Origin of the sequence: Sinomonas terricola, from assembly GCF_034931225.1 — a bacterium.
In the GTDB taxonomy this organism is placed as follows: domain Bacteria; phylum Actinomycetota; class Actinomycetes; order Actinomycetales; family Micrococcaceae; genus Sinomonas; species Sinomonas terricola.
The window spans coordinates 366,459-386,818 of the sequence record NZ_JAYGGQ010000001.1 but is presented as its reverse complement, the minus strand read 5'-3'; the positions used below and the strand labels follow the sequence as shown (position 1 = coordinate 386,818).

General features: G+C 67.8%; 29 protein-coding genes. 25 read left to right on the top strand and 4 right to left on the bottom strand.

The window, feature by feature from the left end; translation table 11 throughout:
* Positions 1–12 precede the first annotated feature (12 nt).
* From rplB to SPF06_RS01850, 21 genes are all read left to right on the top strand, one after another.
* Entirely contained in the window at positions 13–852 is an 840-nt protein-coding gene (gene rplB, locus SPF06_RS01950; RefSeq protein ID WP_323277234.1) for a 50S ribosomal protein L2, read from the top strand.
* 12 nt (positions 853–864) lie between these two features.
* On the top strand, positions 865–1,146 hold the full coding sequence (rpsS, locus tag SPF06_RS01945) for a 30S ribosomal protein S19 (protein ID WP_043119392.1): 282 nt from the start codon (positions 865–867) through the stop codon (positions 1,144–1,146).
* A 57-nt stretch (positions 1,147–1,203) separates the two neighbouring features.
* Positions 1,204–1,569: a 50S ribosomal protein L22 gene (gene rplV / locus SPF06_RS01940; RefSeq protein ID WP_323277233.1), complete on the top strand. Its 366-nt coding sequence runs from the start codon at positions 1,204–1,206 to the stop codon at positions 1,567–1,569.
* Positions 1,570–2,403, top strand: coding sequence for a 30S ribosomal protein S3 (gene rpsC / locus SPF06_RS01935; protein ID WP_323277232.1), 834 nt, complete (start codon positions 1,570–1,572; stop codon positions 2,401–2,403).
* On the top strand, positions 2,404–2,820 hold the full coding sequence (gene rplP, locus SPF06_RS01930; RefSeq protein WP_323277231.1) for a 50S ribosomal protein L16: 417 nt from the start codon (positions 2,404–2,406) through the stop codon (positions 2,818–2,820).
* Between the two features lie 2 nt (positions 2,821–2,822).
* Complete coding sequence (gene rpmC / locus SPF06_RS01925) at positions 2,823–3,149, top strand: 50S ribosomal protein L29 (protein WP_323277230.1); 327 nt, start codon at positions 2,823–2,825, stop codon at positions 3,147–3,149.
* Positions 3,146–3,448: a 30S ribosomal protein S17 gene (rpsQ, locus tag SPF06_RS01920; protein ID WP_323277229.1), complete on the top strand. Its 303-nt coding sequence runs from the start codon at positions 3,146–3,148 to the stop codon at positions 3,446–3,448. Before rpmC ends, rpsQ begins: the two co-directional genes overlap by 4 nt.
* Before the next feature lie 418 nt (positions 3,449–3,866).
* Positions 3,867–4,235 carry a 50S ribosomal protein L14 gene (rplN, locus tag SPF06_RS01915; protein ID WP_307965132.1) on the top strand — a complete coding sequence of 123 codons (369 nt, stop codon included), beginning with the start codon at positions 3,867–3,869 and terminating at the stop codon, positions 4,233–4,235.
* A gap of 3 nt (positions 4,236–4,238) precedes the next feature.
* On the top strand, positions 4,239–4,601 hold the full coding sequence (rplX, locus tag SPF06_RS01910; RefSeq protein ID WP_323277228.1) for a 50S ribosomal protein L24: 363 nt from the start codon (positions 4,239–4,241) through the stop codon (positions 4,599–4,601).
* Positions 4,601–5,179: a 50S ribosomal protein L5 gene (gene rplE / locus SPF06_RS01905; RefSeq protein WP_323277227.1), complete on the top strand. Its 579-nt coding sequence runs from the start codon at positions 4,601–4,603 to the stop codon at positions 5,177–5,179. The genes rplX and rplE overlap by 1 nt, the downstream gene beginning before the upstream one ends.
* 75 nt (positions 5,180–5,254) lie before the next feature.
* Positions 5,255–5,653 (top strand): 30S ribosomal protein S8, encoded by a 399-nt coding sequence (gene rpsH, locus SPF06_RS01900; RefSeq protein WP_323277226.1) that lies wholly within the window; start codon positions 5,255–5,257, stop codon positions 5,651–5,653.
* Between the two features lie 19 nt (positions 5,654–5,672).
* Positions 5,673–6,209 (top strand): 50S ribosomal protein L6, encoded by a 537-nt coding sequence (rplF, locus tag SPF06_RS01895; RefSeq protein WP_323277225.1) that lies wholly within the window; start codon positions 5,673–5,675, stop codon positions 6,207–6,209.
* A 2-nt stretch (positions 6,210–6,211) separates the two neighbouring features.
* Positions 6,212–6,595, top strand: a complete 384-nt coding sequence (rplR, locus tag SPF06_RS01890) for a 50S ribosomal protein L18 (RefSeq protein ID WP_323277224.1) — start codon at positions 6,212–6,214, stop codon at positions 6,593–6,595.
* Between the two features lie 38 nt (positions 6,596–6,633).
* Positions 6,634–7,284, top strand: coding sequence for a 30S ribosomal protein S5 (gene rpsE / locus SPF06_RS01885; protein WP_323277773.1), 651 nt, complete (start codon positions 6,634–6,636; stop codon positions 7,282–7,284).
* Between the two features lie 3 nt (positions 7,285–7,287).
* Positions 7,288–7,494 carry a 50S ribosomal protein L30 gene (gene rpmD, locus SPF06_RS01880; protein WP_323277223.1) on the top strand — a complete coding sequence of 69 codons (207 nt, stop codon included), beginning with the start codon at positions 7,288–7,290 and terminating at the stop codon, positions 7,492–7,494.
* Positions 7,494–7,964 (top strand): 50S ribosomal protein L15, encoded by a 471-nt coding sequence (gene rplO / locus SPF06_RS01875; protein ID WP_323277222.1) that lies wholly within the window; start codon positions 7,494–7,496, stop codon positions 7,962–7,964. The genes rpmD and rplO overlap by 1 nt, the downstream gene beginning before the upstream one ends.
* Positions 7,965–8,255: 291 nt before the next feature.
* On the top strand, positions 8,256–9,575 hold the full coding sequence (secY, locus tag SPF06_RS01870; RefSeq protein WP_323277221.1) for a preprotein translocase subunit SecY: 1,320 nt from the start codon (positions 8,256–8,258) through the stop codon (positions 9,573–9,575).
* The gene (locus SPF06_RS01865; protein WP_323277220.1) at positions 9,572–10,156 is read left to right on the top strand and encodes an adenylate kinase; all 585 of its coding nucleotides are present in this window, start codon (positions 9,572–9,574) and stop codon (positions 10,154–10,156) included. The genes secY and SPF06_RS01865 overlap by 4 nt, the downstream gene beginning before the upstream one ends.
* Before the next feature lie 87 nt (positions 10,157–10,243).
* On the top strand, positions 10,244–11,071 hold the full coding sequence (map, locus tag SPF06_RS01860) for a type I methionyl aminopeptidase (protein WP_323277219.1): 828 nt from the start codon (positions 10,244–10,246) through the stop codon (positions 11,069–11,071).
* 33 nt (positions 11,072–11,104) lie between these two features.
* A complete protein-coding gene (locus tag SPF06_RS01855) occupies positions 11,105–12,724 on the top strand; it encodes a hypothetical protein (protein ID WP_323277218.1) in 1,620 nt (539 codons plus the stop codon).
* A 74-nt stretch (positions 12,725–12,798) separates the two neighbouring features.
* Positions 12,799–13,725 (top strand): NADP-dependent oxidoreductase, encoded by a 927-nt coding sequence (locus SPF06_RS01850; protein WP_323277217.1) that lies wholly within the window; start codon positions 12,799–12,801, stop codon positions 13,723–13,725.
* 86 nt (positions 13,726–13,811) lie between these two features.
* Here the strand turns inward: SPF06_RS01850 and SPF06_RS01845 are convergent, their stop codons facing one another.
* The 3 genes from SPF06_RS01845 to SPF06_RS01835 form a co-directional block, all read right to left on the bottom strand.
* Positions 13,812–15,158: an ABC transporter substrate-binding protein gene (locus tag SPF06_RS01845; protein WP_323277216.1), complete on the bottom strand. Its 1,347-nt coding sequence runs from the start codon at positions 15,156–15,158 to the stop codon at positions 13,812–13,814.
* Between the two features lie 66 nt (positions 15,159–15,224).
* Complete coding sequence (locus SPF06_RS01840; RefSeq protein ID WP_323277214.1) at positions 15,225–16,136, bottom strand: carbohydrate ABC transporter permease; 912 nt, start codon at positions 16,134–16,136, stop codon at positions 15,225–15,227.
* Entirely contained in the window at positions 16,133–17,080 is a 948-nt protein-coding gene (locus SPF06_RS01835) for a carbohydrate ABC transporter permease (RefSeq protein WP_323277213.1), read from the bottom strand. Before SPF06_RS01835 ends, SPF06_RS01840 begins: the two co-directional genes overlap by 4 nt.
* 216 nt (positions 17,081–17,296) lie before the next feature.
* Between SPF06_RS01835 and SPF06_RS01830 the strand changes: the two genes are divergently transcribed.
* Positions 17,297–18,307: a P1 family peptidase gene (locus SPF06_RS01830; RefSeq protein ID WP_323277212.1), complete on the top strand. Its 1,011-nt coding sequence runs from the start codon at positions 17,297–17,299 to the stop codon at positions 18,305–18,307.
* A gap of 129 nt (positions 18,308–18,436) precedes the next feature.
* Here SPF06_RS01830 and SPF06_RS01825 read toward each other — a convergent pair whose 3' ends face one another.
* Positions 18,437–18,943, bottom strand: coding sequence for a type IV toxin-antitoxin system AbiEi family antitoxin domain-containing protein (locus tag SPF06_RS01825; protein ID WP_323277211.1), 507 nt, complete (start codon positions 18,941–18,943; stop codon positions 18,437–18,439).
* A gap of 441 nt (positions 18,944–19,384) precedes the next feature.
* Between SPF06_RS01825 and infA the strand changes: the two genes are divergently transcribed.
* From infA to rpsM, 3 genes are all read left to right on the top strand, one after another.
* Positions 19,385–19,606 (top strand): translation initiation factor IF-1, encoded by a 222-nt coding sequence (gene infA / locus SPF06_RS01820; protein WP_011775571.1) that lies wholly within the window; start codon positions 19,385–19,387, stop codon positions 19,604–19,606.
* Positions 19,607–19,670: 64 nt separating this feature from the next.
* Positions 19,671–19,784, top strand: a complete 114-nt coding sequence (gene rpmJ, locus SPF06_RS01815; RefSeq protein WP_011775570.1) for a 50S ribosomal protein L36 — start codon at positions 19,671–19,673, stop codon at positions 19,782–19,784.
* A 183-nt stretch (positions 19,785–19,967) separates the two neighbouring features.
* Positions 19,968–20,345 carry a 30S ribosomal protein S13 gene (rpsM, locus tag SPF06_RS01810; protein WP_307965148.1) on the top strand — a complete coding sequence of 126 codons (378 nt, stop codon included), beginning with the start codon at positions 19,968–19,970 and terminating at the stop codon, positions 20,343–20,345.
* The last annotated feature ends 15 nt before the right edge of the window (positions 20,346–20,360 follow it).

Below are 20,360 nucleotides of genomic sequence, written 5' to 3'. Positions count from 1 at the left end.
AGGAATAGGTAAATGGGAATCCGTAACTACAAGCCGACTACCCCGGGCCGCCGCGGCTCGAGCGTGGCCGACTTCGCAGAAATCACGCGAGCGACGCCGGAGAAGTCCCTGGTTCGTCCGCTCCCCAAGAAGGGCGGCCGCAACAACACGGGCCGCATCACGACGCGCCACAAGGGTGGCGGGCACAAGCGCCAGTACCGTCTGATCGACTTCCGCCGCCACGACAAGGACGGCGTCAACGCCCGCGTCGCGGAGATCGAGTACGACCCGAACCGCACGGCCCGCATCGCGCTCCTGCACTACGTGGACGGCACGAAGCGCTACATCATCGCGCCGAACAAGCTCGCCCAGGGCGACTTCGTCGAGTCCGGTCCGGACGCCGACATCAAGCCCGGCAACAACCTGCCGCTCCGGAACATCCCGGTCGGTACGGTCATCCACGCCGTCGAGCTCCGCCCCGGTGGCGGCGCCAAGCTCGCCCGCTCCGCGGGCGCCTCGGTGCAGCTCGTTGCGAAGGAGGGCAAGTACGCCCAGCTTCGCCTGCCGTCCGGCGAGGTCCGCAACGTCGACGTGCGCTGCCGCGCCACGGTCGGCGAGGTCGGCAACGCCGAGCAGTCGAACATCAACTGGGGCAAGGCCGGCCGCATGCGCTGGAAGGGCGTCCGCCCGACCGTCCGCGGTGTCGCCATGAACCCGGTCGACCACCCGCATGGTGGTGGTGAGGGCAAGACCTCCGGTGGTCGCCACCCGGTCAACCCGAACGGCAAGCCCGAGGGCCGCACCCGCCGCCCGAACAAGGCGAGCGACAAGCTCATCGTCCGCCGTCGTCGTACTGGCAAGAACAAGCGATAGGAGCCTGGACACATGCCACGCAGCCTGAAGAAGGGTCCTTTCGTTGACCAGCACCTCTTTGTGAAGGTCGCCCGGGAAAACGATAAGGGCACCAAGAATGTCATCAAGACCTGGTCCCGCCGCTCGATGATCATCCCCGACATGCTCGGGCACACGATCGCCGTGCACGACGGCCGGAAGCACGTCCCGGTCTTCATCACCGAGTCGATGGTCGGGCACAAGCTCGGCGAATTCGCCCCGACGCGGACTTTCCGCGGCCACGTGAAGGACGACAAGAAGGGCAAGCGCCGCTGATCCTGCCTCACGGCAGAGTGAAGCAGTGCTTGGACTTCGAGAAAGAGAAGGAAAGCAATGGAAGCCAAGGCAATTGCGCGCCACATCCGCGTAACGCCGATGAAGGCCCGGCGCGTCGTCAACCTTGTTCGTGGCAAGCAGGCGAATGAGGCTCTGGCGATCCTGAAGTTCGCCCAGCAGGCGGCTTCGGAGCCGGTCTACAAGGTGGTCGCGTCCGCGATGGCCAACGCGCGCGTTCTGGCCGACCGCGACGGTCTGCCCTTCGATGAGGGCGACCTCTACATCAGCGAGGCGTTCGTCGACGAGGGTCCGACCATGAAGCGGTTCCAGCCGCGTGCCCAGGGCCGCGCGTACCGCATCAAGAAGCGCACCAGCCACATCACTGTGGTCGTGGCGACCCCGGAGAACGAGGAGGCCCGCTAAATGGGACAGAAGGTCAACCCGCACGGGTTCCGACTCGGCATCACCACCGACCACGTCTCGCACTGGTTTGCCGACAGCAACAAGCCCGGCCAGCGCTACAAGGACTTCGTCCGCGAGGACGTCCAGATCCGCAAGCTCATGACCAACGGCATGGAGCGCGCCGGCATCGCCCGCGTCGAGATCGAGCGCACCCGCGACCGCGTCCGCGTGGACATCCACACGGCGCGTCCGGGCATCGTCATCGGCCGCCGCGGCGCCGAGGCCGACCGCATCCGCGGCGAGCTCGAGAAGCTCACTGGCAAGCAGGTCCAGCTGAACATCCTCGAGGTCAAGAACCCCGAGATCGAGGCTCAGCTCGTGGCCCAGGGCATCGCGGAGCAGCTCTCGAGCCGCGTCGCGTTCCGCCGCGCCATGAAGAAGGCCATGCAGTCGGCGCAGCGCGCCGGTGCCAAGGGCATCCGCGTTGCGTGCTCGGGCCGCCTCGGTGGCGCCGAAATGTCGCGCTCGGAGTTCTACCGCGAAGGCCGCGTGCCGCTGCACACGCTCCGCGCGAACATCGACTACGGCTTCTACGAGGCCAAGACGACGTTCGGCCGCATCGGCGTGAAGGTCTGGATCTACAAGGGCGACGTGACGTCGAAGGAGCTGGCTGCCCAGGCCGCCGCTGCTCCGTCGTCGCGCGGTCCCCGTGGTGACCGTGGCGATCGCCCGGGCCGCCCGGGTGGCGAGCGCCGTCGTCGTCCGTCTGGCGACCGTCCGGCTCAGGCTGCCGAGGCAGCCGAGGCTCCGGCCGCTGAGGCTGCCGCCCCGGCAGCGGAAGGAGGAGAGGCTTAAATGCTTATTCCCCGTCGTGTGAAGCACCGTAAGCAGCACCACCCCGGCCGTTCGGGCGCTGCGACTGGCGGTACGAAGGTCAGCTTCGGCGAGTACGGCATCCAGGCCCTCTCGCCGGCGTACGTGACCAACCGCCAGATCGAGGCGGCCCGTATCGCCATGACCCGCTACATCAAGCGTGGCGGCAAGGTCTGGATCAACATCTACCCGGACCGTCCGCTCACGAAGAAGCCCGCCGAAACCCGCATGGGTTCCGGTAAGGGTTCGCCGGAGTGGTGGGTCGCGAACATCAAGCCGGGCCGGGTTCTCTTCGAACTCGCCGGTGTGAACGAAGAGGTGGCGCGCGAGGCGCTCCGCCTCGCGATCCACAAGCTCCCGTTGAAGGCGCGCATCGTGCGTCGCGAAGGTGGTGAATGAGAATGGCAGTCGGATCCAAGGAACTGACCGCTGAGAAGCTCGACCAGCTGGACAGCGAGCACCTCCTCGAGGAGCTCAAGAAGGCGAAGGAAGAGCTGTTCAACCTGCGCTTCCAGTCCGCCACGGGCCAGCTCGAGAGCCACGGCCGCCTTCGCGCCGTGAAGAAGGACATCGCGCGCATCTACACGATCCTCCGTGAGCGCGAGCTCGGCATCCGTGTCGAGCCCGTCTCGGTCGTCGAGGAGACGAAGGGCGCGAAGAAGTCCAAGAAGGCCGAAAGCAAGGCGGCAGAGACCCCCGCGGCTGAGACCGAGGAGGACGCCAAGTGAGCGAGCAGGAGAACACGGTGTCGCAGAACACCCCGGAAGCGGCTGAAGAGCGCGGGCACCGCAAGACCGCCCGCGGCTACGTCGTGTCCGACAAGATGGAGAAGACCATCGTCGTCGAGGTCGAGGACCGCGTGAAGCACTCGCTCTACGGCAAGGTCATTCGCCGCACGAGCAAGCGCAAGGCCCACGACGAGAACAACGTTGCCGGGATCGGCGACCTCGTTCTCATCGCGGAGACCCGTCCGCTGTCCGCCACCAAGCGGTGGCGCCTCGTGGAGGTCCTCGAGAAGGCCAAGTAGGCCTTCCGGACCTTCCGGTTCAGCAACGAGCGGCCCGTCCCTTTTCGAAGGGGCGGGCCGCTCGCGTTGTGTGCCAATCGCATGGTGCGGCGGCCGTGTCAAGGCCGTTGGCCGTTCCGTGCTACGATATTGAGCTTGTACGGCTGTGTTCGGCGCGCCCTCTGAAGTCCTCGTGGCTTCGGGTGTCCCGCGCGGGAGTGGCCGTGCAGTACCTCGTGAACCATCGTGCCACCGCATAATGCCCTTCAGTCTGCCCGTGCTCGGGCGCGCCGGAAGGGGCCCATTGCGCCTGGCACGGCGATTCAGGCCCGCACTGGCCACATCCAGGCGGGTCGTGAGACACCCCGACAATCCGTTCCGCAAGGCTCGGCGCAGGCTTCACCGCGATCCGAGAACCAGCGTGACGTAAGGAGTAGAAGTGATTCAGCAGGAGTCGCGGCTCAAGGTCGCCGACAACACGGGTGCGAAGGAAATCCTGACCATCCGCGTTCTCGGGGGTTCTGGCCGCCGCTACGCAGGCATCGGCGACGTCATCGTCGCCACCGTCAAGGACGCGATCCCTGGCGGCAACGTGAAGAAGGGCGACGTCGTCAAGGCGGTCGTCGTCCGCACCAAGAAGGAGCGCCGCCGCGCGGACGGCTCCTACATCCGCTTCGACGAGAACGCGGCAGTCATCCTCAAGAACGACGGCGACCCCCGTGGCACGCGTATCTTCGGCCCGGTGGGCCGCGAGCTGCGCGACAAGAAGTTCATGAAGATCGTCTCGCTGGCTCCGGAGGTGCTCTGACTCATGGGCGCAAAGATCAAGAAGGGCGACCTGGTCCAGGTCATCACCGGCACCAAGCAGGAAAAGGGCGGTGACAAGGGCAAGCAGGGCAAGGTCCTGAAGGTGTTCCCCGAGACGGGCCGCGTGCTCGTCGAGGGCATCAACCGCGTCACCAAGCACACGAAGGTCGGCCAGTCGCAGCGCGGCACCAAGACCGGCGGCATCGAGCAGGTCGAGGCCCCGATCCACGCTTCGAACGTGGCTCTCGTGGACCCCGAGACCAAGAAGCCCACGAAGGTCGGCTTCCGCGTCGAGACCGTGGAGAAGGACGGCCGCCAGAAGACGGTCCGCATCCGCTACTCCAAGGCCACTGGGAAGGACATCTGATGACTGAGACCGTCGAGACTCCGGTCAAGATCGTGCCCCGTCTCAAGGCGAAGTACGCGGAGACCATCAAGGCCTCGCTCCAGGACGAGTTCAACTACGAGAACGTCAACCAGGTCCCGCGCCTGGTCAAGGTCGTTGTCAACATGGGCGTCGGCGACGCCGCGAAGGACTCGAAGCTCATCGAAGGCGCTGTGCGCGATCTGACCCTCATCACGGGCCAGAAGCCGCAGGTCACGAAGGCCCGCAAGTCGATCGCCCAGTTCAAGCTCCGTGAGGGCATGCCGATCGGCGCCTTCGCGACGCTTCGCGGCGACCGCATGTGGGAGTTCGTGGACCGCCTCGTGACCCTCGCGCTGCCCCGTATCCGCGACTTCCGCGGCCTCAGCGGCAAGCAGTTCGACGGCAACGGCAACTACACGTTCGGCCTCACCGAGCAGGTGATGTTCCACGAGATCGACCAGGACAAGATCGATCGCCTCCGTGGCATGGACATCACGGTCGTCACGACTGCCAAGACCGACGACGAGGGCCGCGCGCTGCTCAAGGCGCTGGGCTTCCCGTTCAAGACCGAAGACTGAATCACTACGTGACAGGTCCGCGCGGAGCCGGATGGTTCCGCGGGGAAACCGCCACGAGGAAGGGCAAGAGCCCACATGACTATGACTGATCCCGTCGCAGACATGCTCACGCGTCTGCGCAATGCCAACTCGGCCTACCACGACGAGGTTTCCATGCCGTCGTCGAAGCTCAAGGTCCGGGTTGCCGACATCCTCAAGGCCGAGGGCTTCATCGCCGGCTGGAAGGAAGAGGACGCCGAGGTCGGCAAGAAGCTGACCCTCTCGCTCAAGTTCGGTCCGAACCGCGAGCGTTCGATCGCCGGCGTCCGCCGCATCTCGAAGCCGGGTCTCCGCGTGTACGCGAAGTCCACGAACCTCCCGCACGTGCTGGGCGGCCTCGGCATCGCCATCCTGTCCACCTCTTCTGGCCTCCTGACTGACCGTCAGGCCGCCAAGAAGGGCGTGGGCGGCGAAGTCCTCGCGTACGTCTGGTAAGGGAAGGAAGGAAGAAGATATGTCCCGCATTGGACGTCTCCCCATCACCGTCCCGGCCGACGTCGAGGTCAAGATCGACGGCTCGGTTGTCACCGTCAAGGGTGGCAAGGGCGAGCTCGTGCACACCGTTGCAAGCCCCATCGAGGTCAACCTCGAGGACGCCAAGCTCTCGGTGACGCGCCCGAACGACGAGCGCCTCTCGCGTTCGCTCCACGGCCTCACGCGCACGCTCATCGCGAACATGATCGAGGGTGTCACGAAGGGCTACGAGAAGAAGCTCGAGATCATCGGCACCGGTTACCGCGTGCAGGCGAAGGGCTCGGACCTCGAGTTCGCGCTCGGCTTCTCGCACCCGGTCACCGTGTCTGCCCCCGAGGGCATCGCGTTCACCGTCGAGGGCCCCACGAAGTTCACCGTGTCCGGCATCGACAAGCAGCGGGTCGGCGAGGTTGCGGCCAACATCCGCAAGCTGCGCAAGCCTGACCCGTACAAGGGCAAGGGCATTCGTTACGCCGGCGAAGTTGTCCGCCGCAAGGTCGGAAAGGCTGGTAAGTAACCATGGGTCTGAGCATCAACAAGAAGCGCCCGGCCAAGTCGCGCGCTGCTTCCCGCTCGCGTCGCCACATCCGCCTGCGCAAGCGCGTCGTCGGCTCGGCCGAGCGTCCGCGCCTTGTCGTGACGCGTTCGGCGCGCCACGTGTTCGTCCAGGTTGTCGACGACAGCAAGGGCGTCACGGTCGCTTCCGCGTCCACGCTCGAGGCTGACCTCCGCGCGTTCGAGGGCGACAAGACGGCCAAGGCCAAGCGCGTGGGCGAGCTCGTCGCCGAGCGTGCCAAGGCTGCGGGTGTCGAGGCTGTCGTGTTCGACCGCGGCGGCAACAAGTACCACGGCCGCGTTGCTGCGATTGCAGACGGCGCCCGGGAAGGCGGGCTGGCACTGTGACCGTCGAGAACAACGAGAAGGACAACGTGTCTGAGAATGTGACCGAGGGCGCCGCTGAGGCTGCCGCTCCCGCCAACGAGGACCGCCGCGGCGGCCGTCGTGGCGAGGGCCGCGGCCGTGGCGACCGTGGTGGCCGTGGCGGCCGCGACGGTGGCCGTGACGCCGAGAAGAGCCAGTTCGTCGAGCGCGTCGTGACGATCAACCGCGTGGCCAAGGTCGTCAAGGGCGGCCGCCGCTTCAGCTTCACCGCCCTCGTGGTGGTCGGCGACGGCAACGGCACCGTGGGCGTCGGCTACGGCAAGGCCAAGGAAGTTCCCGCGGCCATCGCGAAGGGCGTCGAGGAGGCCAAGAAGTCCTTCTTCCGCGTCCCGCGCATCGGCACGACCGTTCCGCACCGTGTGCAGGGTGAGGCCGCCGCTGGCGTCGTCATGCTGCGCCCGGCTGCCCCGGGTACCGGTGTGATCGCCGGTGGTCCGGTCCGCGCCGTGCTCGAGTGCGCCGGCATCCACGACGTGCTGTCGAAGTCCCTCGGATCCTCGAACGCCATCAACATCGTCCACGCGACGATCGAGGCGCTCAAGGGTCTCGAGGAGCCGCAGGCCGTGGCCGCCCGCCGTGGCCTCCCTCTGGACGAGATCGCGCCGGCCGCTATGGTCCGCAACATCGAGAACCAGAAGGCAGGTGCATGAGTCATGTCGAAGAACCTGGCTCCCTCTGACGCGACGTTGGAGATCACCCAGATCAAGGGCGTCATCGGCGCCAAGCAGAACCAGCGCGAGACCCTGCGTTCCCTCGGCCTCAAGCGCATCGGCCACACCGTCGTCCGCAAGGCCGACGCTGTGACGGTGGGCATGATCAACACGGTTCCGCACCTCGTGAAGGTTGAGGAGGCGAAGTAATGGCTGAGAACGAGACTGAGAAGAAGGCCCACGCGCTCAAGGTCCACCACCTGCGTCCGGCCGCTGGCGCCAAGACCGCGAAGACCCGTGTGGGTCGCGGTGAGGGCTCCAAGGGCAAGACCGCGGGTCGCGGTACCAAGGGCACGAAGGCCCGCTACCAGGTGCGTGCCGGCTTCGCCGGCGGTCAGCTCCCGCTGCACATGCGCCTGCCGAAGCTCCGCGGCTTCAAGAACCCGTTCCGGGTCGAGTACTCGGTGGTCAACCTCGAGCGGCTCGTCGAGCTGTTCCCCGAGGGCGGCACCGTGGGCGTCGACGAGCTCATCGCGAAGGGCGCGGTCCGCAAGAACCAGCCCGTCAAGGTGCTCGGCAACGGCGACATCGACGTGAAGTTCGACGTCACCGCGCACGCGTTCTCGGCGGCTGCCGCCGAGAAGATCGCTGCGGCCGGCGGCTCCACGACCGTCCTCTGACGTTCGCAGGAGCACAGCCGACGCTGTGAATTGAAGGCCTCTGCCGCCGTCGTGAGTTTCTTGCTCACGACGGCGGCAGGGGCCCTTCGCGTTAAGGCTCGCCGAGCGTGCGCGGGGACGGGGGGCCGACGGCGGGGGCCCTTCGCGCCATCGGACGCCCGCAACCCCACCGCAACCCCGTGATTATCGGCTGGGCGGTGCGTGCCGTTAGACTCGGTAGCTGGACCCTGCTCGCGCCGTATCCTGTGCGCGGGCCATACCCTACGTTCCTCGGGATCGGGGAGGAGAAGCGTGCTTTCTGCCATCGGCCGGGCATTCCGTACGCCGGACCTGCGGCGCAAGCTGCTGTTCACGCTGGGCATCATCGCCATCTTCCGCCTGGGCGCCTTCATCCCTGCGCCGGGCGTCAACTACAGCAACGTCAAGACGTGCCTTTCGCCGCTCGTGACTGGGCAGGACCAGCCGGGCATCTACCAGCTCATGAACCTGTTCAGCGGCGGCGCGCTCCTGCAGGTTTCGGTGTTCGCGCTCGGGATCATGCCGTACATCACGTCGAGCATCATCGTGCAGCTCCTCCGCGTGGTCATCCCGCGCTTCCAGGAACTGTACGAGGAGGGCCAGGCGGGGCAGACGAAGCTCACGCAGTACACGCGCTACCTCACGATCGCGCTCGGCCTGCTCAATGCGACGACGCTCGTCTCGCTCGTCCGCTCGGGCCAGCTCTTCCCGAACTGCAACCTGCAGATCATCCCGGACTCGAGCATCATCGCGACGATCCTCATCATCATCACGCTGACGGCAGGCACGGGCCTCATCATGTGGATGGGCGAGCTCGTGACCGAGAAGGGCATCGGCAACGGCATGTCGCTGCTCATCTTCACGTCGATCGCTGCAAACTTCCCGGCGTCGCTCGGCGCGATCTGGTCGTCGAAGGGCCCGGGCACGTTCTTCATCGTGCTCGCGATCGGCCTTGTGACGATGGCCCTCGTGGTCTTCGTCGAGCAGTCGCAGCGCCGCATCCCGGTGCAGTACGCGAAGCGCATGATCGGCCGCCGCACGGTGGGCGGCACGACGACGTACATTCCAGTGAAGGTCAACATGGCCGGCGTCATCCCGGTCATCTTCGCGTCCTCGATGCTCTACCTCCCAGCCCTTGTCGCGCAGTTCAACACGCCGCGTGACGGCTCGGCCATCCAGCCATGGGTCGAGTGGATCAACAACAACCTGACCAAGGGCGACCACCCGGTCTACATGGTGATCTACTTCTTCCTGATCATCTTCTTCACCTACTTCTATGTTGCGATCACCTTCAACCCCGAAGAGGTCGCGGACAACATGAAGAAGTACGGCGGCTTCATCCCGGGCATCCGTGCCGGAAAGCCGACTGCGGATTACCTGCAGTACGTACTTTCGCGCATCACGCTGCCGGGCTCCCTGTACCTCGGCATCGTGGCTCTCATCCCGCTGATCGCCCTCGTGCTGGTCCAGGCCAACACGAACTTCCCGTTCGGCGGCACGTCGATCCTCATCATGGTGGGTGTGGGTCTCGAGACGGTCAAGCAGATCGATGCGCAGCTCCAACAGCGACACTACGAAGGACTACTGCGATGACGAGAATGCTTCTCATTGGCCCTCCTGGATCCGGAAAAGGCACTCAGGCCGAACGGATCTCGGACCGACTCGGCATTGTCGCCATCTCGACCGGGGACATCTTCCGCTTCAACGTCAAGGAGCAGACGCCGCTCGGCGTCGAGGCCCAGAAGTACATGGACGCCGGCGACTTCGTGCCGGACAGCGTGACGAACAGCATGGTGCGCGATCGCCTGGCCCAGGAGGACGCGCGCGAGGGCTTCCTCCTCGACGGCTACCCGCGGACCGTTGCCCAGGTCGAGTACCTCGATGGGATCCTCGCCGACGGCGGGCTCGAGCTCGACGTCGTCCTCCAGCTCACGGCGGACGACGAGGAGCTTGTCCACCGCCTCCTCGGCCGCGCGAAGGAGACGGGGCGCAGCGACGACAACGAGGCCGTCATCCGCCACCGCCTCGAGCTCTACCACACGCAGACCGAGGCCGTCGTCGCCCACTACGCGGAGCGCGGCATCCTGACGAAGGTCGACGGCATCGGGGCGATCGACGAGGTCACCGAGCGCGTGCTCGCGGCCATCAAGAACGGGGCGCCGGACCTGGCCTGAGCCGGGTCGCAGCGCAATTATTGACGACGACGGCGCCTCTCGCCTTGGGCGGGCGGGCGCCGTCGCCGGTTGGGGAAGAGGAGTCCTGTGATCGGGCAGCGGAAGATCGAATACAAGAACAACGGGCAGCTTCGCATCATGGCGGAGGCGGGCCTCCTCCTGAGCCGCGCCCTCGACGCCGCGGTCGCTGCCGCCGCCCCCGGCACCACGACCGACGAGCTCGACGCGGTCTTCGCCGACGTTGTGGACGCGGCAGGAGCCCAGTACAACTTCCTCGGCTACTACGGCTACCCCAAGCACATCTGTGTCTCGGTCAACGACGAGGTGGTGCATGGCATCCCCGGCCCGAGGAAGCTCCGCGAGGGGGACATCGTCTCGATCGACGGCGGCTGCGTCGTGCGCGGGTGGAACGCCGATTCGGCGCGCACCGTGATCGTCGGCGAGGGCGATCCCGAGGACGCGCGTCTCTCCGAAGTGACGCGCCAGGCGATGTGGCGCGGCGTTGCGGCGTTTGCGCGGGGGACCCACGTGGGCGACATCGGCGACGCGATCGACGACTTCGTGTCGGAGCAGGACGGAGCCCCCCTGGGCATCCTCGAGGACTACGTGGGCCACGGCATCGGCTCGCAGATGCACATGGCGCCTGACGTGCTGAACTACCGAACTGGGCACCGCGGCGCCAAGATCAAGCCCGGAATGGCGCTCGCGATCGAGCCCATGCTTGTGCGCGGCTCGATCGAGACCCGCGTGCTCGACGACGAGTGGACTGTCGTGACCACCGACGGCTCCCGGTCATGCCAGTGGGAGCACTCCGTGGCCCGGCACAGCGACGGGATCTGGGTGCTCACGGCCGAGGACGGCGGCGCGTCCGAGCTGCTGCCGCTCGGCGTCACGCCCGTGCCGATTCCGGCCTGACCTCTTCCGCCGATGAGGGGGATGCGGAATCGGGTGACGGACGAGCACGCCCTCGCGCGCGCAGTCCCCGCCTGGGCGGCGGAAGCCTGCGGCTGGGGTGCCGCGCTGCTGCTCTCGCTTGTCGCGGTCGCGCATCTTGATGCGACCGATCGCTCGTGGATGCTCTACTACGACCCCGAGACGGTGCTGCCGGCCCTCGTGCGCGGTTCTGCCGTAGCCGGCCAGCCTCAGGACTGGGCCCTCTCCGCCGTGCTGTTCATCCCCGAGATGGCCCTCTACCTCGGACTCGCGGCCCTCGGGCTGGGCGTCAAGGGCACGTTCGCCCTCAACGCCGCGGTCAACTTCCTCCTGCTCTATGGTGCGCTGCGGCTCGTGAGCGGGGCCGTGCGTCCGGGGCGGCCCCACGGCCGTCGGATAGCCGGGGCCCTCGTGGCCTTCGGGGCCGTGATCGGGCTGAGCCTCCTCGAGGACACGTCCGGGTGGGACACGTTCGAGGTCGCCTCGCTCCTGGCCACCGCGACGTTCTACAGCACGACGGTGCTCGCGGTGACCGCGACGACGGGCCTCGTGGCGCGGGCCATCGCGGCCCGGAGCGGCCAGGGGTCCGGCGCGACGCCGGGACCGAAGCGCGGGCGCTGGCTCGCCGCGGCCCTGTTTGCGGTGAGCGCCGTTGCGACCCTGACCAATCCGCTGTACCTCGCGTGGGAGGCCGCGCCGCTCGTCGTCGTGTTCGCGATGCTCGGCTGGCGGCGAGTTGTCGCCTGGGTTCTCCTCGCGCGCGTGGCGGCGGTCCTCGGGGCCGGCGCCGTCGTCGGCCTCGCGGGCCGGATCCCCTTCGCTGCCCTCATCACGAAGGACGGCCCCGCCTACGCCAAGCCGGGCCAAGCTCTCGGAACCGCGATCTACTACGCCGAGAAGCTCGCCGACCGAGCGTCGACTCTGCCCGGTGCGCTGTCGCTCACGTTCGCCGTGGCTCTCGTGGTCGGGTGCGTGCTCGTCTTCCGCCGGTCGCTCGCGCGGCGCGACGCCGCGACGGCGCTCGTCGCGGGCGTCGGCTGGGTCGCCCCGCTCGGCGTGCTCGTCGGCGCGGTGGCGCTCGGCATCGTCGGCACCCGGTACGTGCAGCCCCTTTTCTTCGCGCCCGTGTGCCTCCTCGTGCTCGCGCCGGACCTCGCCGCCCCGGGCGCGTTGGCGCGGCGGCTCCCTGCGCGCGGCCTACGCGTCCTCCTGGCCGGTTGGGCCGCCGCATGCCTCGCCGCCTCCGCGATCCTCACGGCCTCGCTCGGCAGCTCGGCGGGACGCATCGACGCCGACGTGCGCTGCGTCGACGCGTGGGTCTCGGCGAGCCACCGCACGGGCGCCGGCCGCTACTGGACGATCCGCGGCCCCAAGGCCTACCTCGCCGAGCCCAACCAGCTCGTCCAGGTGGATGATGCATTCAACGCGTACCCGTGGCTGACCGATCGCGACGACTACCGGAACGTGCCTGCGGTCTCGTTCGTGCTGAGCGACGATCGCTACCCGGCCCCGCCGCTCCCAAGCGCGGCCCGGGGCCTGCCGCACGAGACCGTGGCCTGCGGACGCTACACCATCACCGACTTCGGGCAGGACGTCCTGGCCATCGGCCCGGCGCACGCGAACGCCACGCCGTGACGGCGATCCCGCGGAATGGCCGCGGGCATCGCCCCGCGGGAATGCCCGCCCGCGCGAGCACGTTCGGACCTTTCGTGAAAGCACTGACGTATGAGAAGTTCGGCGGACCCGACGTGCTCGCGGTCAAGGATGTGCCGGAGCCGCACATCGGCCCGGACACCGTAGTCATCAAGGTCGAGGCGGCTGCCCTGAACCCGGTCGACTACAAGATCCGCGAAGGGCATGTCCGTCGGGTCATCGACACGATCCTGCCGGCGATCCCCGGATGGGATGTCGCGGGAGTCGTGGTCAAGGCGGGACTCGATACGCCTGAGTTCGAAGTGGGCGACGAGATCCTCGCCTACGCCCGCAAGGACGTGGTCTCCTCGGGAACCCTTGCCGAGTTCGCGTCGGTGCCCGTGCGGACGGCCGCGAAGAAGCCGGCCGGGCTCAGCTTCGAGCAGGCGGCCGCGTTGCCCCTCGCGGGACTCACGGCGCTGCAGTCCGTGAGGCGGGCCGGGGTCTCGAGCGGTGCTCGGGTGCTGGTCCACGGGGCGGCCGGGGGAGTGGGTTCGTTCGCGACGCAGCTCGCGCTCCTCGAGGGGGCGGCAACGGTGGTCGGCACCGCGTCCGAGCGCAATCACGAGTATCTGCGGACCCTCGGCGCCGTCCCGGTCCAGTATGGGGACGGCCTCGTCGAGCGGGCCCGCGCCGTGGTGCCCGAGGGCTTCGACGTGATCCTCGACTTCGCGGGCGGCTCATCGCTCGACACAGTCCCCGAGCTTCTCCGCGACGGCGGCGTCGTCGCCTCGGTCGCGGATCGCCGGGCGCGGGACGAGTTCGGCGGCCAGTACATCTGGGTCCGTCCCGATCCGGCGCAGCTGGCCGAGCTCGCGGACCTCGTCGCGAGCGGGAGGCTCAAGGTCGAGATCGCGGGCGTCTACAGCCTCGAGGACGCTGCCGCCGCGTACCGCGAGCTCGAGGGCGGCCACGTGCGCGGGAAGCTCATCGTGCGTCCGTAGGGCGTAGCACCGGGCCGAACGACGACGACGCCGCCCACACGAGGTGAGCGGCGCCGTCGTCGTTGGTCGTCCTGCGAGACGCGAGGTCAGGCCGTGAGCTTCGGCTTGACGTCCTTCTCGTAGATGCCCTGGAGGGTCTTCTTGAGCGCGGCCATCTCGGTCTTGACGTCGCCCTGCTGGGTGAGGATTTTGGCCGCGGTCTTGCCCATCTCCTGGTCGGCGCCCGGCAGGAACACGCGGGCGTTGTCCTGCACGCGCGTGACGGCGAGCTGATCGATCGCCGTCTGGATCTGCGGCGTCTTTGCGAGGACCTCGGTCATGTCCGCCGACTTGCGGACCGGCATGTAGCCCGTCGCGGCGGAGAAGAGCGCGGCGTTCTCCGGCTCGCCGACGAACTTGATGAACGTCGCGGCCGCGAGCTGCTGCTCCTTCGAGATGCCGGACGGGATGCCGAGGCCGGCGCCGCCGGTCGGGCAGACGCTCGTCGAGGCCTTGGGGCCGCCGGGGAGGAAGCCCACGCCCACGGTGAACTTGGCGTTCTTGAGGACGCCCACGAGCGAGCCGGTCGAGGCGAGCGTCGTCGAGGCGATGCCCGCCGCGAAGTCGTCCGCCTGGTCCTTCGACGAGACGCCCGCCCACTTGCCCTTGTAGACCGAGTCCTGGGCCCACTGCATCGCGGCGACGGCGTCGTCGGAATCGCACGTGACGTCCCAGTCCTTCGACCAGCCCGTGCCCCAGCCCCACAGGTTGTTCTGCATGGTCCAGCCGGCGTAGCCCGCCATCGGGCCGTACTGGAACGCGTGCTGCGCCACTCCGGCGGCCGCGAGCTTCGGGGCCCACTCTGCGAACTCGTCCCACGTCTTCGGGGCGCGGTCGGGCAGGCCCGCGGCCTTGAAGTGGTCCTTGTTGTAGTAGAAGAGCGGGGTCGAGCGGGCGTACGGCATGGCCCACTGCTTGCCGCCGTACTGATAGTCCTTGACGAGCGAGTCGCGGTAGTCGCTCACCTGCACGCCGAGCTGCTTGGTGAGCGCGTCCAGCGGGATGATGTTGCCGTTGATGTAGTAGCGGAACCACCACACGTCGGAGAGGACGACGACGGCCGGCAGGCCCGACCTCGCAGCCTGGGCCGTCTGGAACTTCTGGGCGATGTCCTCGTAGCTCGAGCCAGCGGTCACGAGGTTGACCGTGATGCCGGGGTTGGCCTTCTGGAACTTGTCGATGAGCTGCTTCTCGACGTCCTGGGACTTGCCCGGGTGGTTCGTCCAGAAGTCGATGCTCGCAGCCGGCTTGACGTTCGAGAAGTCGGCGTCAGCGGTCTTCGACGCGCCGGCGCCGCCCGAGGTGTCGGGACCGCCGCACGCGGCGAGGGCGAGGGTGCCGGCGCCGGCGCTCGCGAGGGCGAGGAAGTGCCGGCGGTCAACGGGGAATGACATGGTGCGCCTTTCAGGGTGGGTGGGTGCGTGGGAAGGGAAGGGCGGGTGCGGCGGGGCCGAGTGCTGCTAGTTGGAGACGCTGCCCTGGGTGAGGCCCGCGACGATGTAGCGCTGGAGCATTGCGAAGACCACGAGGACGGGGAGGATGACGAGGACGGCGCCGGCCATGAGGATGCCCCAGCCCGAGCCCGTGTTGCCCTCGGAGTTCTGGAGCAGCGTGAGGCCCACCGGGAGGGTCATGGTCTCGGGCCGATCCGTGATGATGAGCGGCCAGATGTAGTCGTTCCACTCGTTGACGATGGTCACGAGCGCGACCGTGGCGATCGAGGGGAGCGAGACGGGCGCGACGATCCGCCACAGTCGGCGCCAGTGGCCGGCCCCGTCGATCTCGGCGGCCTCGAGGATCGAGCTCGGGAGCGTCATGAAGTGCTGCCGCAGGAGGAACGTGCCGAACGCCGTCCCGAGGCCGGGGAGGATGATGCCCCAGAGCGTGTTCTTCCCGCCGATGCCCGCGATGAGCACGTAGTTGGGCAGGATCGCGACCTGGGGAGGGACCATGAGCGCGACGAGGATGAGGATGAAGATCGCGTTCTTGAACGGGAACCGCACGAAGACGAGCGCGTAGGCCGTGAGGATTGCGAGGGCCACCTTGATGGCCGAGCCCACGAAAGTCACGATCGCCGAGTTGAGGAAGAACTGGGCGAACGGGACGGTCGTCATCGCCTCGACGTAGTTCTGCGTGTAGAGCTGCGCGGGAAGGACCTTGAGGTCCGTCGTGACGATCTCGCCGGGCGTCTTGAACGAGCTCAGCACCATCCACGCGAGCGGGAGAAACACGATGAGCGTCGCGAGGATGAGCGGAAGGTAGCCGCCGCCGATCGTCTTCGCGAGGTTCGCCTTCGAGAACACGCGGTCGCGGGCCGGGATGGGGTCGGCCGCCGTCGCGGGGGCGGGGACGGAGGTCGCGGTTGTGCTCATGCGTAGTGCACCTTCTTCTCGACGAAGCGGACCTGGACCACCGTGACGATGAGCAGGATCACGAAGAGGACGACCGAGATCGAGGCCGAATAGCCAGCACGGTTGTACGCGCCGAATGCCTGGAGGTACGCCTCGTAGATGAGCGTGCTGGTCCCGTTGCCGAGCGGCGTCATGATCCGGATGAGGTCGAAGGCCTGGAGGCTCGAGAGGATCGTCGTGATGAGGAGGAAGAACGTCGTGGGGGACAGGAGCGGCAGCGCCATGTTCCAGAAGCGGCGCACGGCACCCGCGCCGTCGAGCGCCGCGGCCTCCATGACGTCGCCCGGAAGCGACTGCAGGCCCGCGAGGTAGACCACCGCGCAGTAGCCCAGGTTCTTCCAGACGTAGACAATCGTGACCATCGTGAGCCCGAGCTGCGGATCGTTGAACCACTCGGGGCTCTTGCCGCCGAGGCCCTTGAGGATCCACGCGAGGACGCCGTAGCCGGGGTCGAAGATGAACATCCACACGAGGCCGACGCCGACTCCCGAGAGGACGTACGGCGCGAAGACCGCGGCGCGCGCGAACGTCGTGCCGCGCACCTTGGAGTTGAGCGCGAGGGCCACGAGGAGGCCAAGCACCATCGAGAGGCCCACCGTGAATACGGTGAAGACGGCGGTCGTGCCGAAGACACGCGGGGCGTCCTCGCTCGTGAAGAACGTGACGTAGTTCTCGAGCCCGACCACCCGGGCGGTCGTCGAGCCGAGCGTCCAGTCGAGCATCGAGTACTGGATGTTCGCGAAGAGCGGCCGGTACGTGAAGACCGCGATGAGGACGAGGTTCGGCAGGGCCATCGCGAGGAACACGACGAAGTCCCTCCGGCTCCGTGCCGACCAGCGCGCGCGGCGCGGCGGCGGCGCGGCCTCGGCGACCGCGACAGGGCGGTCGAGCTCAAGCTTGCTCATGATTGTCTGGTGCTCCTCACCGTGGCCCCCACTGCAGAAAATCCGGGCACCGTGCAGCGACGCCGCGACGGTGGCACGAAACAGTGCAGCACAGTCGCCGGGCCCGAAACTCCGGGAAAGGGGATTCTCGGAAAGAGTTCCGGCGCGCGTAGCCAAGAGTTAACTCTTTGTTGTGCTCGAGGACGATCAGGGCGAGACGTGGGGCACAATGTCCCCATGGGCTCCCTCCTCGACGTTCCCGGGATGCGCGTGGGCCACGCCCAGCGCATCGGCGACGGCTGGCTCACGGGCGTGACCGCGGTTCTGGCCCCGCCCGGCTCGGCCGGCGGAGTCGACGTCCGCGGGGGAGGGCCTGGAACGAGCGAGACCGACGCCCTCGACCCCTCGACCCTCGCCCAGAACGTCGACGGCGTCGCGCTCTGCGGCGGCAGCGCGTACGGGCTTGCCGCCGCGACCGGCGTCCAGCTCTTCCTCGAATCCGAGGGCCAGGGCTTCGGGGTCCTCGGAGGGGTCGTGCCGATCGTCCCCGGAGCCGTCATCTTCGACCTCGGGCGCGGCGGCGACTTCGCCAAGCGCCCGGACACCGCGATGGGCTTGGAGGCGGCGTCCCGCGCGGTGGCCTCTGGGGGAGCGGACGACGGCGCGCTCCGCGGCTGCGTCGGGGCCGGCACCGGCGCGGTGTTCGGACGGGGTCAGTACAAGGGCGGAGTCGGGATGGCGTCGGTCGCGATCCCGGCTGGGCCCGTGCAGGGGCCGCCCGGCGCGCCAGAAGTGATCTTGCCGGACGGCATCGTCGTGGGGGCGCTCGCCGTCGTGAACGCGGCGGGCAGGCCCGTCTTCCCTGACGGGCCCGCTGCGGACGGCGACGCCATCCTCGGGGGCGCACGCGCGCCGTCGTCGGCCAATACGACGCTGGCCGTCGTCGCGACGAACGCGGCCCTCACCCCGGCCGAATGCAAGCGGACGGCTACGGCCGCCCACGCCGGCCTGGCCCGCGCGCTCAACCCGAGCCACACCCTCGTGGACGGGGACACGGTCTTCGCGCTCTCCACTCAGGCGCTTGAGCTCGAGCGCGTTCCCGACTTCGCGCGGCAGATCGGGCTCTTCATGGTGCAGACGGCCGCGGCCGAGGCCGTGCGGCTCGCGATCCTCGACGGCGTGCGGTCGGCGACGGCCGTGACGACGCCGGCCGGGACGTGGGAGCCCTACCCGGCGCCGCCGGTCTGACCCTGCCGGCCACCCTCCCCAGCTTTCCGGCTTCGGCCGCGGGCAGCCGTTCCGGTAAGCCCAGTGATTCGCGCCATCGTCTCGTGAAGGATGGGGAGGACGGCCGAGAGGATGGGGGATGAAGGCCGGTCAGTATCGGGGCAGTTGACCCAACGAGAGCCGTTTGGCGACAACTTCTCTGACGCGCCCGACCATCTCATCCGGACGATGCACCACGTCGGCGTACGCGAAGCGAACGGTAGCGAAGCCAAGGGCCTGGGCTGCGGCGTCCCGGACATAGTCCTTCTGCCAGGCTCTCGGATTCGTTGTGCGTCTCGCCGTCCAGTTCAACATCAACGATTGGAGCCGGCCGTCGGCCCGGGCCACATGGATGCGCTCGGGCTCGTGCAGCAGCCAGAGTCCGTGCCGCCTTGCGGCCGACGCGCAGGTCAGCAACGAGTTGGTCGAGACACATCGGATCATCAAAGGATCAGCGTCAGGGAGGGCGATGACCCCACGACTAGGGCGGAGAGCTCGCCCGGCCGCAACCGCCTCGGACAAGGCGTACTTCGTCACCCCCGCACTCAGCAGTTCGCCGGTGCGTGCTACGCCATCGCGAGCCTGCAGCACACGGAGGAATGCGTCCGTGATCTTCATGGTTGGTCTGGAGGTCCCGGTGCCGAAACCGGGGCGAACGCTATGTGGACGACTTCCGCGGCTGGTGCTGTGGAGGGACATCGAGCCGGGTCAGGCCGCCGAGGCGTACCGGCCATCCTCCCCAGCCTTTCGGCCATCGTCCCCCATCTTGCCCGTACGACGGCGCGCGGTTCCGCGGCTGGATCATCCTTGCGGCGGGCAGTTGAAACCTAAAGTTGGGGACAACGGCCTACGGGATCAAGGATGGGAGGTGGCCACTCGTCGCGAAAGGGCGCGGCGTGTACGATAGGCCGATTTAACTTCCCGGGCGAGGTGGCGTACAGTTGTTTGTTGGCTGTCGGCCCAGCCGTGCCCTTTTCGGGGTGGCTGCCGCCGGCCGAATCAATCAATGAAGACCGCCGGACGCACGTGTGCCCGGAGGCGCAACAGATAGCGGAGGCTATGGCCAAGAAGGACGGTGTCATCGAGATCGAGGGCGTCGTGACTGAAGCGCTGCCCAACGCGATGTTCCGCGTTGAGCTGACGAACAAGCACGTCGTGCTCGCCCACATCTCGGGGAAGATGCGTCAGCACTACATCCGTATCCTCCCGGAGGACCGTGTGGTGGTGGAGCTCAGCCCTTACGACCTGACCCGCGGCCGGATCGTCTACCGCTACAAGTAAGCAGCGCGGCCGGGGGCACCCGGCCGTCATTGCTGACCACCTGCAGAACACGCAAAGGAATGCCATGAAGGTCAAGCCGAGCGTCAAGCAGATCTGCGACAAGTGCAAGGTGATCCGCCGCAACGGGCGGGTCATGGTGATCTGCGAGAACCCGCGCCACAAGCAGCGCCAGGGCTGATCTTCTCCTCGGAGAAGCAGCTCGGGCGGCGCCCACGCAATAACTAGATAGAAGGCAGCACAAGCTGCGCTGGGACGAGAATCAGAGCCCGGACAGCTAACCCCCGGCCCGGAGGCTGGGGCCGCACGGCAAATGCGGGTGTACTGCCTACGACCTCCGGACAACACAAGGAGAACCGCCACTATGGCTCGTCTCGCTGGCGTTGACATTCCCCGCGAAAAGCGGCTGGAAATCGCGCTCACTTACATCTACGGCGTGGGTCGCACCCGTGCGAAGGAGACGCTCGCTGCTACCGGCATCAGCCCGGACGTCCGCGTGAAGGACCTCACGGACGCCGAGCTGGTCCAGCTGCGTGACTACATCGAGGGCAACTACAAGGTTGAGGGTGACCTTCGCCGCGAAGTGGCCGCCGACATCCGCCGCAAGGTCGAGATTGGCAGCTACGAGGGCCTGCGCCACCGTAAGGGCCTCCCGGTCCGTGGCCAGCGCACCAAGACCAACGCCCGTACCCGCAAGGGTCCGAAGCGGACCGTCGCCGGCAAGAAGAAGGCCGGCCGCTGATCGCGGCTAGCGTCA